Annotated in this window: 11 protein-coding genes and 1 pseudogene; 1 reads left to right on the plus strand and 11 read right to left on the minus strand. The window is 38.4% G+C overall.

Annotation, left to right across the window (positions count from 1 at the left end; translation table 11 throughout):
• The 10 genes from ACTBZY_RS09885 to lysS form a co-directional block, all read right to left on the minus strand.
• A partial coding sequence (locus ACTBZY_RS09885; protein WP_463046169.1) for a beta-N-acetylhexosaminidase occupies window positions 1–1,400 on the minus strand: 1,400 nt, incomplete at its 3' end.
• Window positions 1,401–1,503: 103 nt separating this feature from the next.
• Window positions 1,504–1,806, minus strand: a complete 303-nt coding sequence (locus tag ACTBZY_RS09890) for a rhodanese-like domain-containing protein (protein ID WP_463046170.1) — start codon at window positions 1,804–1,806, stop codon at window positions 1,504–1,506.
• Window positions 1,807–1,881: 75 nt separating this feature from the next.
• Window positions 1,882–2,631: a sulfite exporter TauE/SafE family protein gene (locus ACTBZY_RS09895; RefSeq protein WP_463046171.1), complete on the minus strand. Its 750-nt coding sequence runs from the start codon at window positions 2,629–2,631 to the stop codon at window positions 1,882–1,884.
• A gap of 54 nt (window positions 2,632–2,685) precedes the next feature.
• Window positions 2,686–3,144 (minus strand): Lrp/AsnC family transcriptional regulator, encoded by a 459-nt coding sequence (locus ACTBZY_RS09900; protein WP_463046172.1) that lies wholly within the window; start codon window positions 3,142–3,144, stop codon window positions 2,686–2,688.
• A gap of 195 nt (window positions 3,145–3,339) precedes the next feature.
• On the minus strand, window positions 3,340–4,455 hold the full coding sequence (locus tag ACTBZY_RS09905) for an AEC family transporter (protein ID WP_463046173.1): 1,116 nt from the start codon (window positions 4,453–4,455) through the stop codon (window positions 3,340–3,342).
• A 64-nt stretch (window positions 4,456–4,519) separates the two neighbouring features.
• Complete coding sequence (locus ACTBZY_RS09910; protein ID WP_463046174.1) at window positions 4,520–5,707, minus strand: pyridoxal phosphate-dependent aminotransferase; 1,188 nt, start codon at window positions 5,705–5,707, stop codon at window positions 4,520–4,522.
• Between the two features lie 72 nt (window positions 5,708–5,779).
• Window positions 5,780–6,247: a hypothetical protein gene (locus ACTBZY_RS09915; RefSeq protein WP_463046175.1), complete on the minus strand. Its 468-nt coding sequence runs from the start codon at window positions 6,245–6,247 to the stop codon at window positions 5,780–5,782.
• A gap of 27 nt (window positions 6,248–6,274) precedes the next feature.
• Window positions 6,275–7,744 (minus strand): SusD/RagB family nutrient-binding outer membrane lipoprotein, encoded by a 1,470-nt coding sequence (locus tag ACTBZY_RS09920; protein WP_463046176.1) that lies wholly within the window; start codon window positions 7,742–7,744, stop codon window positions 6,275–6,277.
• A 22-nt stretch (window positions 7,745–7,766) separates the two neighbouring features.
• Complete coding sequence (locus ACTBZY_RS09925; RefSeq protein ID WP_463046177.1) at window positions 7,767–10,922, minus strand: SusC/RagA family TonB-linked outer membrane protein; 3,156 nt, start codon at window positions 10,920–10,922, stop codon at window positions 7,767–7,769.
• 656 nt (window positions 10,923–11,578) lie between these two features.
• Complete coding sequence (gene lysS, locus ACTBZY_RS09930) at window positions 11,579–13,294, minus strand: lysine--tRNA ligase (RefSeq protein WP_463046178.1); 1,716 nt, start codon at window positions 13,292–13,294, stop codon at window positions 11,579–11,581.
• Between the two features lie 86 nt (window positions 13,295–13,380).
• Here lysS and ACTBZY_RS09935 point away from each other — a divergent pair, with 86 nt between their 5' ends.
• Window positions 13,381–14,244 (plus strand): CvfB family protein, encoded by an 864-nt coding sequence (locus ACTBZY_RS09935; protein WP_463046179.1) that lies wholly within the window; start codon window positions 13,381–13,383, stop codon window positions 14,242–14,244.
• Between the two features lie 4 nt (window positions 14,245–14,248).
• On the opposite strand, the pseudogene ACTBZY_RS09940 reads toward ACTBZY_RS09935, so the two are convergent.
• Window positions 14,249–14,545, minus strand: a pseudogene (locus tag ACTBZY_RS09940) (MlaD family protein); the annotation flags it as partial.

The raw sequence follows: 14,545 nt of genomic DNA on the forward strand, positions 1-14,545 counted from the left end.
AAAGAATAACTTTTCTTTAAGCTCAAGCTGGCGTAAATTGGATTTTCTAAAGAGGGGTCACCCTGGGTATAATCTAAGTAGGCGAAAGTGGTAGGTGTCATTACTACGTTATGGCCAAGCTTAGCAGCTTCTATACCACCTTTCATACCTTGCCAGCTCATAACAGCCGCTCCTTCAGAAAGGCCACCTTCTAAAATTTCGTCCCATCCAATCATCTTTTTACCTTTGCTGTTAATGATTTTCTGCACACGTGTTACAAAGTAGCTTTGAAGTTCATGGGTGTTTTTTATACCGTTTTTCTTCATGAATTTTTGTACTTCAGCACTTTCTTCCCAGTAGCCGTGGTAACACTCATCGCCACCCATATGGATGTATTGATTTGGGAAAAGTGCAGCCACTTCAGTCATCACTTTATCCACAAATTCATAGACCTTTTCGTCTGCTGGATTCAGAGTATTTTCTATCAGCATTTTGAAATGTGGTCCCGTCCAATCTGCAAAATAGCCGCCGGGATTCACCACTTTAGGCTCTTTTTTGGTGGAAAGTTCGGGATATGCTGCCAAAACTGCCATGCTGTGACCTGGAATGTCAATTTCTGGAACGATGGTAATATTCCTTTCGGCGGCATATTTTATGACGTCTTTAATTTGCTCCTGGGTATAGAAACCACCTTCAGTTGCTTTTTCTCCTTCTTTAGGAAAAGGTCTGTCTACACCAAAACGACCGTGTCTTGGAACTCTCCAAGCACCAATTTCTGTCAGTTTTGGCAATGACTTAATCTCTATTCTCCAGCCTTCGTCATCTGTTAAGTGCCAGTGGAAAACATTCAATTTATATTGAGCCATTTTATCCAAGTAGGCTTTCACATCCTCTACAGAAAAGAAATGTCTGCTAACATCCAGCATTAATCCCCTCCACCCAAATCTTGGGTAATCGGTGATTTTACAGCCAGAAATCATGCCCATACCCATGCCATAAGCGTCTGTCATTTCAAACTCTCTTGGCAAAAGTTGGCGAAGAGTTTGGAATGCGTTAAAAATACCAGCAGGTTCATTGGCATTGAGCAAGATTTGATCCTCTTTTACTTCCAAGGTGTATCCTTCTTTAGCTAATTCTGCATTAGAATTTAAAGAAATGCGAATCACCTTCTCGGTATTGGAAGGTGTTGAAACATTTTTGAAATTTATTTTAGTGCCAGAATTTGCCAGAAAGCTTTGAAAATTTTCGGCGTATTTTTTTACTTCCGCATTATCGGTTTTTAAATCAAGGCTCACCTGATTGTCCAACATAAACAATACATCTGTCTGCTCAAAGCTTACAGGAGCAGGTATTATCTGATGTTGGGCAAAGGCAGAAGCCGTCGTCAGAATTAATAGGAAGAGATTAAAGATTCTTTTCATTTTTTATTGATAGGTTTCCTATCAAAGTTATTAAAATATTTTAATAACTACATTGTAAAAAAAATCTGCCTCTTAAAAGAATGATGAAGAAGTAGGAAAGGGACTATCTTAAATTAGTCCAAGCTCCTGCGTCATAAAGGTTTTCCATACCCTTGCTTTTTAAAATGGCTTTTGCCCTTGCAGAACGCATCCCAGAAGCACAGCACAATATAATAGGCTTCTTGATCTTCTGAATTGTTGAAAAATTGGAGTCCAGAGCATCTAAAGGGTAGTTTAGGGCTTTTGGTGCATGGCCTCCTTTAAATTCGCCAACCGATCTTACGTCGATGATGACGGCACCATTGTTTACGAGTTCCTTTAATTCTTCTGTGTTTCGGCCAAGCATATTTTTGATAAATTCAAACATCGTTTTTTGTGTTTAATTGGATAGCAAAAGTATGGAACACTTTCTACGGAATTTGTGAGTTTAGTTACACAGCTGTTATCTGAAGAAGATGACCAAGGCACCCAAAATGGTTAAACCTAAAATGAGCTTTCGGTAGGAATCGTTATTGATTTTCTTGACTATCCTTACACCCACGAAGAAACCTGCAATCATTATGGGAGCAAGAAAAAGGTCAATCTTAAATGTGTTGAGGCTAATGGTTTCCCATGAAAATATGTGAAATGGTACTTTGAAGAGGTTTATGAAGAGAAACATCCAAGACACAGTTCCTATAAATTCATTTTTAGGGAATTTTAAAATGAGAAAATAGATATTAGAAAATGAGCCTGCCAGATTGCCTATCATAGTGGTAAAGCCTGTGACTAAGCCCATGGTGCTGGAAAACAAAATACCTTTGGGTAGCGTTTCAGACTTTCTTCTTTCCCACCAGATTAATAGACCTACTGCAGAAAGAATAATGACAGCCATTATTCTTTTAAAGGTAGTTTCGTCAATGTCTTTTCCAATATACCAGCCGAACAGTACACCTGCTATCATCCAAGGCATGAGTATTCTGAAATGCTGCCATTGGGCGTGCCTGTTGTAATAGATAACCGCCATTACATCCGCCATACAGAGTAAGGGTAGTACTATACCAGTGGAGGCTTTTGAACCAAAAACCAAGGCCATAATGGTGACGTTCATGACATCAACTCCTCTTAATCCAGCCTTGGAAAAGCCCACTATAAAAGATGCAAAAAATACGAAAGCCCATTCTAGTAGGCTATGGTCTGAGAGAAAGTCCAAAATATGCTGAGATTTATGAGAGTCTTAAAGATAGTTTTTATCTCTTAAAAACGTTTAAGAAAGGATACCGCTTTGTTTTACTTCTTTCACCACAAATAAGCTTTGGGCGTTTCCAATGTTTGCCAAGGCGGAAAGTTTATCCAGAATAAAGACTTTATATTCGTCCATGTCTTCTACTATGATTTTAAGCAGAAAATCTGCCCCTCCAGAAATACAATAGCACTCTACCACCTCAGGGAGGGTTTGAATATCTTTCTCAAATTTTAAAAGAAACTCCGCTGCATGTTCTTTTAAACTGACGTTACAAAACACTAAGAGATTTTTGTGAAGTTTTTTTCTGTTTAGTTCTATGGTGTATTTCTCAATAATACCATCCCTTCTCAGTCTTTTAATTCTTTCATGAACAGGAGTGGTGGTAAGGTTAAGTTCCGCTGCAATTTCTTTATTAGTGCATAAGCCATCTTTGACCAATAGCTTAAGTATTTTTAAATCAACAGGGTCTATGTGATTCATAGGAAAATATTCTGTTTAATGTCGATTCTGATATTGCATATTCTTTTCTGCTCTCAAATAAAGACATTAGTAGGAAAATAGTCTAAGTTTCTGTCATAAATGTTTTATTGATTTTGGCGGTTTATTTCAAAAAAAGACCCCCATTTTGGTAAATGAGGGTCATGCTGATTTTTAGGTTATTGATGTAAAAGTAATTTAAGCTCGGTTTTCGCTTACGCTTGTTTTTCCTGTTTTAAAATGTAGTTTGGAGGCCAGCACAGGAACTAATCCTAAAACCATGAGACCTACGCCTAACATAGTCACCATCCAGATATCTGTAAAATAGGAACCTGCGGTTAATATGGTTAAAATTAGAGCAGTAGAAAATGGTAAAGAAATGGCTAAAACCATAATGGCAAGCTCTGAATTAAAAGTTCTTTTTTCTGCTGGAATGTTCATGCTTTCCTCTTTAGCCTGAAAGAATGAAATATGTGCAAATGGCCAGAAACTAACACAGCTTAACGGCACAATGATGATTAGTAAAACATGGTTATATGCCGAAATGCCTGTTGCCGCAATAAATATGGCACTGACAATAAGGCTTAAGCCAGCTCTCATGCTTAAAAGAGAAAGTACCAACTTCTTTTTACCTTCTTTTAAATTTACAGCTAAACCGATGAAGATAAGTACCAAAGGCGTCATGATGGCACTGGTCTTGTCAAAAACGCCAGATATAATTTCTGGGAGGGTCTGATAATTGATGCCAAAACTCAATAATAAGATTGCGGCCACCAAGATGATATTAATAGGCTCTTGGGCTAAACTTGATAGCAGTGATTTTATTTTTTCCTTGACATTCGAATTTTCTGAACCTGTGTTTTTCAACGACATGTTCATGGCTATAATGTAGAGAAAGATGAGAACAAAAAACTTATTTCCGATATCGGCCATTGCGGCCATAGCTAGACTCTCTTCTCCAAGAAATTCAATAATAAAAGGAAAGCAAGATAAGCCAGGAGCCAATGAAGGAATCAAAAGGGTTAAGGTTCTGGAACTCGCAGAATCTTTAGCTATACCACATAGCGAAAGAAGAGCAGGTGTACTTAAATATAAAATGAAGTTAAATAGGAGAGCTACTACTGGAATGAAAAGAAGAGAGGCATCTAAATCAATCTTCATGATAGCAATAAAAATAGTAGCTGGCAGTGCCACAGAGAGCACAATTTCCTTTATACCGTTGACTTTGTCTTTTGAACCGAATTTGGCTTTAATGACAAAACCAACTCCGATCAATAATATAAGGGTAATGGTTTTTATGATAGCTTCGTTCATTGGATTAAATATTTAAATAAAACAGGTCAGTAGAAATCTACTGAACCTGCTTTGAAAGGATTGATCAACTTAAAGTTTTAAGAGCACCTACGAACATTTTCATTTCGTCCATGGTACCGAAACTTACACGACACATGTCTTTATCAAAAATGGTGAATGCTCTACAGCCTACGCCATGGTCACGCATTTTGCCTAAGAATTCTTTACCATCCATGTTTATCTGGAACATCATGAAGTTTGTAAAAGAAGGAATTGGATCGTAACCCATTTCTTTCACCGCTGCCATTGTATATTTCTTGGCCGCGTCATTCTTTGTTTTCGTCATTTCTTGGAAACCATCATCACCATAAGCAGCTATAGCAGCATGGATAGATGTTAGGGAAATACCCATTCCACCACGTGTAACACTTGAGATTTCGTCAATGAATTCTGGCTGAGCCAACATGAAACCAATTCTTAAACCGGCCATTCCCATGATTTTAGAGAATGTACGACAAACGATAACATTATAACCGTCTTTTACCAATGGAGACTGTGTAACAGCTTCTGGACCGTAAGCTAATTCCATGTATGCCTCGTCAATGAAAATCGGAACTGTTTTAGATACTTTTTTACAGAATGCTTCTAAGTCTTTAGCAGCAGTCATGGTTCCAACAGGGTTGTTTGGGTTGCAGATGTAAACCAATTTGGTTTCTGAATCTACAGCTTTAGCCATAGCATCTAAATCATGAGACCAGTCAGAAGTACATGGAATAGCTTTCCAAGTAGCTCCAACTCTTTCAGCAACACGAATCAAAGACATATATGTAGGATCAGCAGAAACAATGTTTCCACCACCATTCATGAAACGAACTAAGGCTACTTTTTCTAAAAGGTCAGAAGAACCAGGTCCCATCATTAGGTGCTTGGTAGTTACACCTTCTTTCTTAGCAATCATATCCATCAACGTAGCCATTTCACTCCATGCATAACGGTTTCCACCGCTTACAGAATCGATAACCGCTTGCTTAGCACTAGCTGGTGGGCCATAAGGGTTTTCGTTTGATGTAAGTTTGGCTACGATTTCTGGTGCGAAATTCTCATCTACAAAATACTCTCTAGCTAATGGGCTATAGATAAGTCTGTTGCTAGAGTCAAGTTTAAAAGGGGTATTTGAGAATGCTCCTTTTGCGATGTGTGGTGCCAAGGCCATGCCTCCAAGAGACATTAAACCTGTCTTAAGCATGTTTCTGCGATTAAGAGATTTTTTCATTTTTACTGTTTTTTATTTGATCAATTCAGAGTTTAAAAAAATTTGGAGCCCTCCTAAAAGGGCTCCAAAAGGTTAGTTTGCGGCTAGTTTAAATAATTTGGTAAATGCCACATCTTTGTAAGAACCAGAAGCACTTAACGAAACGGTTGAGCCAGCAGAGGTGATTCCTAGTGAAGACCACGGTACTTCTATTGAAGCTAAACCATCTGATCCAGTAGTAAACGTCCCTACTTCAGCACCACCTCTAAATTTCACTAATAGAGATACTGATGCCAATGGAATGGAGTCAATGCCTTTAGTGTAATCCAAGATGTTCGTTTTGTCAAGCTCCATAACTTTGAGGCTTAGTTTCGCCATATCTCCGTAAGTGGCAGATATGGTGGGGTCTGTTGATAGTCCGGAGGTAGGTGTACCGTTAGTGCCTATCGCCTGTATTAATACTGGAGATACTATGCGGTCCACAAATGGGTCCTGCTTTTCACACGCCAGGAAAGTGGCAGCTAGAGCGAATGCTATGATGAAATTTGATATTCTTTTCATTGTCTTAAGTTTTTTTGATTCAAAAAATTACTCTGCCCACCAAAGCTTAGTTTGCATGTTGTCTGGGCCTCCGTTTAGGCTAACACCTGCATCTAACCTTACTTTGTTTAGAGAATACTCAGTAGTAGGATAAGGAAGACGCGTAGGGATAATACCGCCGTTCTCGAATATAGCCCTAGGGTCTGCAGCTGGAATCTCAGGGAAACCAGTTCTACGATATTCTGTCCATGCCTCTACGCCTTGTCCGAAAAGAGCCACCCATTTTTGAGTCATTAGGGTCTTTTTTGTCAATGCTCCTAGAGAAGTATCAAAACCACTTGGCATAGCCAATCCGTGAGAGCTAAATGAAGCTTCTAAGCCAGTTTTGAAGTAAGCACTGGCGTCTCCAGAGATGTCACCATCTAAGGCCGCTTCTGCTAAAACGAAGTTCAATTCACTATAGGTCATCAATATACTTGGAGCTGTTGCTGCACTATATTTGCTTTGCAAAATAGAAGCGGAGCTTAAGTATGTGGTGGCTATGGCATCTGGAAGTCCGTTTGGTATTCCATTATACCCACCGTTAACAGAGGTTGCAATAGCTGCTATCCTTGGGTCAGAAGTAGAATTCATTAAGTCAACGAAAGTCTTACTCATGCTCCAGTCTGTACGACCACCTTGTACCATTACTTCATTCCAGCTATTGTTACTTGGTCTAGTAGCCGTATGCACTAATTGTGCATTGTCAGCATTGCTAGTGAAAATAGGATAGGTAGAAGGAGAACCTAAAATCTCCGCCATGATGGCTTTAGATTCAGCAGACTTCTTAGCTGCTTGTCTGTTTGCTAATTTTAAACGAAGAGAGTTCGCAAATTTCTTCCACTTTAGGATGTCACCTTTGTAAAGGATGTCACCTGCTACTGTAGGGCCGCCAACTTTAAGCTTTTCATTGGCCAATTTTAAATCGGCTAACAAACCAGCGTATACAACTTCCATAGCGTCATATTCTGGCGTATAGATAGGCTCTGCTGCAGTTCCTGATACCGCTTGAGAATAAGGTACGGCACCATACATGTCTGTAAGTAAAGAATATACCCAAGACTTCATCACTAAAGCAATTCCTTCATAGTTGGTATTTGGGTTTAAGCCATCTGTACCTGTAAGGGTTTCTATTCTTTGAAAGTTAGTAAGACCTTCATTATATAGCGACTCCCAAGTGCTGTTATAGAACCCTGGAGTTATACCATAACTGTCACCTTCGTTCGAGTAGATGTTTCTTGCTAAGTATTGAATCCAGAGCATAGCTCCATCAAGATTTAATCTTTCGAAACGCGTGGTTCCTCCCCAGTACCTATCCACTGATTGCTCAATGGCGTAAGGTAGGAGATACTGTGACCCAATCGCAGTTGGATTATTAGGGTCGGTGTTTAGTTCTTCGAAATCACCTGTGCATGCATTCGTCAAAGTCAACATGATTCCAGCAAGAGCAGATAGAAATACTTTATTATTTATTTTCATTTTCTTGTCAATTTTTTAGTGATTAAAATCCTAGAGACAGGTTGAAGCCCATGCTTCTTGAGTTAGGAAGCTGTCCGTAAGAAAATCCTTGAGAGTTGCCACCATATGAATCCACTTCTGGGTCAATGTGAGGTGCATTAGAGAAAAGTAATAGCACGTTACGACCTACTAAAGAAAGTTTGGCGTTTTGAATTTTGGCTTTTTGTAATAAGGCAGAGCTGAAAGTATACCCTAGAGAAAGTTCTCTAAGTTTTACATATGTTCCGTCAAAAATAGCCGCTTCATGATATCTTCTTGGGTTGTTATAACCATAGAATTGATTTCCAGCAACCATCACCGTATTTGGTACATATTCTGGGCTTTCGGTAGTTCCTACGTTCATAACACCCTTTCCTATCACACCTTCTTCACGACCAATAGCTGTTTCAGCATATTGTCCTGTCCATCTTGCAGTAGCGGTACCTTCGTCAAAGAAGTCTCCACCAAATCTGGCATCTATAAGAGCAGAAAGAGAGATGTTCTTATAACTTAATGTATTCGAGAATCCACCTGTCCAGTCTGGCTGAACGTTTCCTAATATTTGAGGAGTACTTTCTACTTGAGGTAAGCCATCTTTATAAATTATCTGTCCGTCTGGGCTCTTGGCAAAACCAATTCCAAAAAGAGTACCATAAGGCTGACCAATGGTAGCAACCGAAGATAAACCTCTAGTGGATACCAATGTATAAGTATCTAAACCTTCTGCTAATTCTAATACCTTGTTTTTGTTTTTAGCATAGTTTAAAGACACATCCCATTTGAAACCAGAAGCAGACTCAAATGCTGTTCCACTAAGGCTAATTTCAATACCGCTGTTATTTACTTTTCCTGCGTTAAGAACTCTAGAATTATAACCACTCGCTTTTGAGATTTCAACACCTAAGATTTGATTTTTAGTGGTTTGGTCATAGTAAGTAATGTCTAATCCTAAACGACTCTTAAAGAATCTCAAGTCAGCTCCTAATTCTATTCCAGTCGTGATTTCTGGCTTTAAAAAGGCATTAGCGATTTCTGTATTTTCAGAATATTCTGGAACAGAACCATTCCAAGAGCCTTCTGCACTGAAAGTTTGGCTTAACTGATAAGGATTTGCATCGTTTCCAACTTGTGCCCAGCTAGCTCTTAGTTTACCGAAAGATAGTATCGGGCTATTGATGTCTAATAAGTCTGTCACTACAGCACTAAGCGAAGCAGAAGGGTAGAAGTAAGAATTGTTACCGTTTGGTAAAGTACTCGACCAGTCATTTCTAGCTGTTAAGTCTAGGAATAATGCGTTTAAATAACCCATTTGAAATGAACCATACACACTCTGTACTTCTGATTCTTTGATAGTACTTGCTGCCGTGTTTTGACTTGGGTTACCATTTGAAAGGTTATAAATACCATCCACAACCAATTCACCAACGTAAGTATAGTTATACTTATAGTAATTTGATCTTACTGCTCCACCTGCTTGGCCTACAAAAGAGAAATCATTGCCGAACATTTTGTCGTAAGACAAAAGGAAATCATGATTATTTTCTTGCTCTCTCATCACCGTTTCAGAATATCTACCTGGAGATGTATTTCCGTTTCTTGTACGTTCAAAACTTGAAACATTAATTCTAGTGTCTGTCCAAACATCAGTACCAGACCTAAGCATTAGGTTAAGGTTATCCGTGATTTTTGCTTGAATAGAAACATTACCCAATAAACGGTCTTTGTCATTCGTAGATGGTAAAAGCTCGTTCGTGTAATATGGGTTTGTGAAATACGTGTGTTGCCAGTTTGGTGGGTCTGTGTCTCCTACCTTTTGAATATGAGTATCTACATAATCAGACCAGTTGGCCAATTGATCCCAAGAGATATGACGGTGAGCCCAGATAAACTGAGAACCAGATTGATAGTTTCTATTACCACCAGTTTTGATGTAATCAGCGTTAAAGTTAGCTTTTAACCATTTTGTTAAATTGTATCCAGACGACAAAGTAAAGTTGTCTCTGTTATAATCATTATAGGCTGCAATACCTTTTTGATTTAATTTGCTATAGCTTAATCTGAAATTACCTTCTTCATTTCCTCCTGAAAGAGACAGGCTGTTTGTAAGTGTAGTTCCTGTTTCCCAGAACTCTTCCCAGTTGTTTGGTTGAGGCGTTAATGGAGCTACATCAGTACCTGTCCACCATTGTCTTACCAATCTGCCGTCTAAAGGAGCACCCCAGCTTTCGTCTGTACCGGCAGTTCCTGTAGTGCCACCTGGTACTAAATTTCCGTATGCTGCTTGGTATTGGTCATAAGCATCTGGCTGTATAACACCACTCCAGCCGTCAGAGTACCATGTTCTATAGCCGTTTCCACCGCCATAAGTATTTTGAAAATTAGGCTTAACAAAAGGTCTTTCTACGGTAAAGTTCGCATTGTATTCAACACCAATTCCTTTTGTGGAACTACCATCTTTAGTTGTAATTAAGATGACACCATTGGCCGCTCTTGAACCGTAAAGTGCTGCTGCGTTTGGTCCTTTAAGAACCGACATCGTTTTGATATTGTCTGGGTTTACCTCAGAAATACCACCACCATACGTATTGCTGGTAGTTTGCTGCATTGGCACACCATTAATAACTATCAATGGTTGGTTATTTCCAGAAACAGAAGAAGAACCTCTTATCTGGATGTTAGAGCCACTACCTGGACCTCCGTTACTAGATATACGTACACCAGCTATCTTACCAGAAAGTCCATTAACTACGTTATTAGATCTTGATTCTGTTAAAGCTTCGCCAGATACTTCTTGTTGAGAGAAACCTAAAGATTTCTTTTCTCTACTAATTCCTAATGCAGTTACTACCACTTCATTAAGAAGTTTATTGTCAGATTTTAGTAAAACATCAAAAGTTGTTTTGTTTCCTACTGCAATTTCTTGAGTGGCAAATGCAATGGCACTAAAAACTAAGATAGATTCTTTAGAAGGAGCTTTTAACGTAAATTTACCGTCAAAATCTGATATAGTACCAGTGGTGGTACCTTTGATAGCAATGGATACACCTGGTAGGGGACCGTCCTCTGCGGAAGACACTACTCCTGAGATAGTCTGAGCATTTGCCATGAAGGCACAAAGCAGCAGAACTAACACGCTTTTAAATAGTACAACTTTTTTCATTTAGGTTCAGTTTAGCTTAAGATTTATTGTTCAAGTTTTTAAATGTTTTCCCCGCCCGGAAAATGGAGTTCCCCGACCGCTCGGTTCTTAACATTAACCTGAGGCGGAGAAAACATTTTATTTATTGAAATCACGATATTCTATTCTCGTGATGGAGTATTCTTAAGATTAGTTTAGAATAAATATTACCACACTAGACACTATTGTTCACAATCGCCATGCTATCAGCATAGCTGTTGTAAAACTTTCGCCATTGTTGCGGTCGGGATGGGAAGTTTTGCTTGCTAAATTCTGTATTGTTTCTTAATACAGTTCAAGTGTACTGCTCTTAATGTATTTAAAAAAATTAAATATGGCAAAAATGACCAAATGCCATAAAAAAGATAGATGATTATAACATAATATTAAATAAATACAATACTTGTTCAAAAAGTAGGGGATATGGGTTGAGTTAATCCATCATTCTTCGTGTTGTATTATTCCAATATTTAAAAAAATATATTTGAGGTGGAGTCAATTTTATTCAGAAGCCATTTATACCTTAAAATGTGTGATTTAGATATCTTATTAGTACTTTGAAACAAAAAAAGCCCCCTTTGCTATTAGCAAAGGGGGCAGAAGTCATAAGTCTTAAAATGCTTTAAACTAGTGCTTTTTCAGGAAACCCAGTTTTCAATATCTTCCTTAGTAGGTAGTTTAGTATCAATTTTTAGTTTTTTACGCATACCGCCTAAGTCATTAAATATTTTATTCGGATTGGCTTCTTTTAAAGCCTCAATAGTCAATATTCCCATTTTTTGAAGAGCAGGAATCCATTCTTCTGATACACCTGCTGCTATGTATTCTGCCGTGGTAGCAGCATGTGATTTTTTCTCTGGTCTCATCTGAGGGAAAAATAATACTTCTTGAATACTGCTATTGTTCGTCAAAAACATCGTGAGTCTGTCAATCCCTATCCCGATACCAGATGTAGGTGGCATTCCATATTCTAGTGACCTTAGGAAGTCGTCATCCATGGCCATGGCCTCTTCATCTCCTCTGGCAGCTAGTTTAAGTTGGTCCTCAAAACGCTCTTTTTGGTCAATAGGATCATTAAGCTCGGTATAAGCATTGGCTAGCTCTTTACCATTAACAAAGAGCTCAAAACGCTCTACTAAGCCCTCTTTAGACCTGTGTTTTTTAGTTAAAGGAGACATTTCTACAGGATAGTCAATAATGAATGTCGGCTGTATCAAATGGGCCTCTACTTTTTCTCCGAAAATTTCGTCAATCAATTTGGCCTTACCCATAGAATCGTCAATCTCTATACCCCATTGCTTACAATAATCACGTGTTTCTTCTTCAGAAAGGTCTGTAAGGTCCACACCTGTATACTTTTCAATAGAACCTAGGATGCTTAATCTTTCAAAAGGTCCTGCAAAGTTGATTTCGTTTTCACCAAGAGGGAAAGTTGTTTTACCATGCACCGCTATGGCTACTTTTTCAAGAATGGTTTCGGTCATGTCCATCATCCATTCGTAGTCTTTATAAGCTACGTAGAATTCTAGAGCGGTATATTCTGGGTTATGGGTACGATCCATACCTTCATTTCTGAACATTTTACCAAACTCATATACGCCGTCAAATCCTCCAACTATCAACCTTTTCAAATAAAGCTCATTGGCAATTCTCATATAAAGAGGAATGTCCAATGTATTATGATGAGTTCCGAATGGTTTTGCGGCAGCACCGCCATGTATGGGTTGTAAGATTGGCGTTTCTACTTCTAGCCAGCCTTCGGCGTCAAAAATGTTTCTCATGGTAGAGATAATCTTTGCTCTTTTAATAAAGGTGTCTTTAACCTCAGGATTTACGATAAGATCTACATAACGCTGACGAAATCTTAGTTCTGGGTCTGTGAAACCGTCATGAACATGACCGTCTTTGTCTCTCTTTACTATTGGAAGAGGCTTGAGAGATTTGTTAAGTATTTTGAAAGATGTTACATGGATAGAAATTTCTCCTACCTGTGTGATAAAAGCATATCCCGTGATTCCAAGAATATCGCCAATGTCAAGCAATTTTTTGAAGACAATGTTATACATGGTTTTGTCTTCATCTGGGCAAATGTCGTCTCTTCTGAAATAGACCTGGATTCTTCCAGAGCTATCTTGAAGTTCGGCAAAAGCTGCACTACCTTTTCCACGTACACTCATCAATCTACCTGCAAGGCTTATTTCATTGAAATTTCCTTTTTCTGCGTCAAAGCCTGCCTTTATTTCGGCAGAAGTTGCGTTGATTTCAAAAAGTTCTGGTGGATAGGGATTGATACCCATACCCATTAATTCTTCTCTCTTTTGCCTTCTAAGGATTTCTTGCTCGTTCAGTAACATCTGTATTAATCTTTGTATAATGAAATGATTAGGTCATTTCAAGCTCTCTTCTTTAAAAAGAACGCAAAATTATGAAATATTAATTAATGTCCGATGAACATTCCCTAGCTTTGAGCATGCTAAAAGTGGGACAACAGAATTTATTAAAGGTTTTAAGAGGAACGTCTGTAGGTTTTTACCTAGGTGACGACGAAAATAATGATGTGCTTTTGCCTCATAAATATATCCCTGAGAATCTAAATGTGGGTGACGATATAGACGTCTTTTTATATCGAGATTCGGAGGATAGGGTTATTGCCACTACACTAGAACCCTTAATTAAGCTTAATCAGTTCGCTTGTTTACAGGTAAGTGCCGCCACCAAAATTGGTGCTTTTCTAGACTGGGGTTTAGAAAAAGACCTTTTTGTTCCTTTTAGAGAGCAAAATCAAAAACTAAAAGAAGGAGACTATACGGTAGTTTATCTTTATTTAGATACCGAAACGGACAGGTTAGTAGGTTCATGTCGACTAAATAGACATTTTGAGTTTGAAGACATTGATCTGAAAGAGGGCGAGGAGGTTGACTTACTTATTTTGGATAAAACCGACCTAGGTTATAATGTAGCCGTAAATCATAAATACCGTGGACTGATTTATGAAAATGAGATATTCCAAAGAGTAGCTTGGGGAGATACCACCAAAGGGTTTGTAAAAGTGGTTCGTGAAGACGGAAAAATTGATATTACCCTTCAAAAACAAGGCTTTGAAAACATCAATGAGCCTAACGCTAAGAAGATTTTGGAAACCTTAAAGGACCATGAAGGATTCCTTCCACTTTCAGATAAATCTGATTCTATGGAGATTCAATCTTTATTAGAAATGAGTAAAAAATCCTTCAAAAGAGCTATCGGTAGCCTTTATAAACAAAAGCTTATTGTTATTGAACCAGAAGGGATAAAGTTGGTTTAATATATTATTCTACCTTATCTTTCTTCTTGTCTTTTCCTCCAAAAAGAGAAAAATGTACATATCGTCTCGGATTGTTTTTCAAATCAGAAAGAAGAGCGTCTAATGAAGCTGCGGTATTGTCTAAGTTAAGATACAGGGAATCGTCAGAAGTAAGTTTTCCTAAGGTACCTTGACCGTTGTTTACATTAGCCAAGATATCTTGTAAACCACTAATAGCCGTGTTTAGGTTTGCTACGGTTTTTTCCAACTCTAGCGTACTTAGCTTTTGAGTAAATTCTCCAGCCTGCTGCATGATAGGGAC

The sequence above is a fragment of the Arcticibacterium sp. genome, from assembly GCF_055134445.1.

Coding starts and splice junctions, on each gene's coding strand:
- ACTBZY_RS09925 (WP_463046177.1), bottom strand. CDS start 10,922: ATGAAAAAAGTTGTACTATTTAAAAGCGTGTTAGTTCTGCTGCTTTGT.
- ACTBZY_RS09920 (WP_463046176.1), bottom strand. CDS start 7,744: ATGAAAATAAATAATAAAGTATTTCTATCTGCTCTTGCTGGAATCATG.
- ACTBZY_RS09890 (WP_463046170.1), bottom strand. CDS start 1,806: ATGTTTGAATTTATCAAAAATATGCTTGGCCGAAACACAGAAGAATTA.
- lysS (WP_463046178.1), bottom strand. CDS start 13,294: ATGTTACTGAACGAGCAAGAAATCCTTAGAAGGCAAAAGAGAGAAGAA.
- ACTBZY_RS09915 (WP_463046175.1), bottom strand. CDS start 6,247: ATGAAAAGAATATCAAATTTCATCATAGCATTCGCTCTAGCTGCCACT.
- ACTBZY_RS09935 (WP_463046179.1), top strand. CDS start 13,381: ATGTCCGATGAACATTCCCTAGCTTTGAGCATGCTAAAAGTGGGACAA.
- ACTBZY_RS09910 (WP_463046174.1), bottom strand. CDS start 5,707: ATGAAAAAATCTCTTAATCGCAGAAACATGCTTAAGACAGGTTTAATG.
- ACTBZY_RS09905 (WP_463046173.1), bottom strand. CDS start 4,455: ATGAACGAAGCTATCATAAAAACCATTACCCTTATATTATTGATCGGA.
- ACTBZY_RS09900 (WP_463046172.1), bottom strand. CDS start 3,144: ATGAATCACATAGACCCTGTTGATTTAAAAATACTTAAGCTATTGGTC.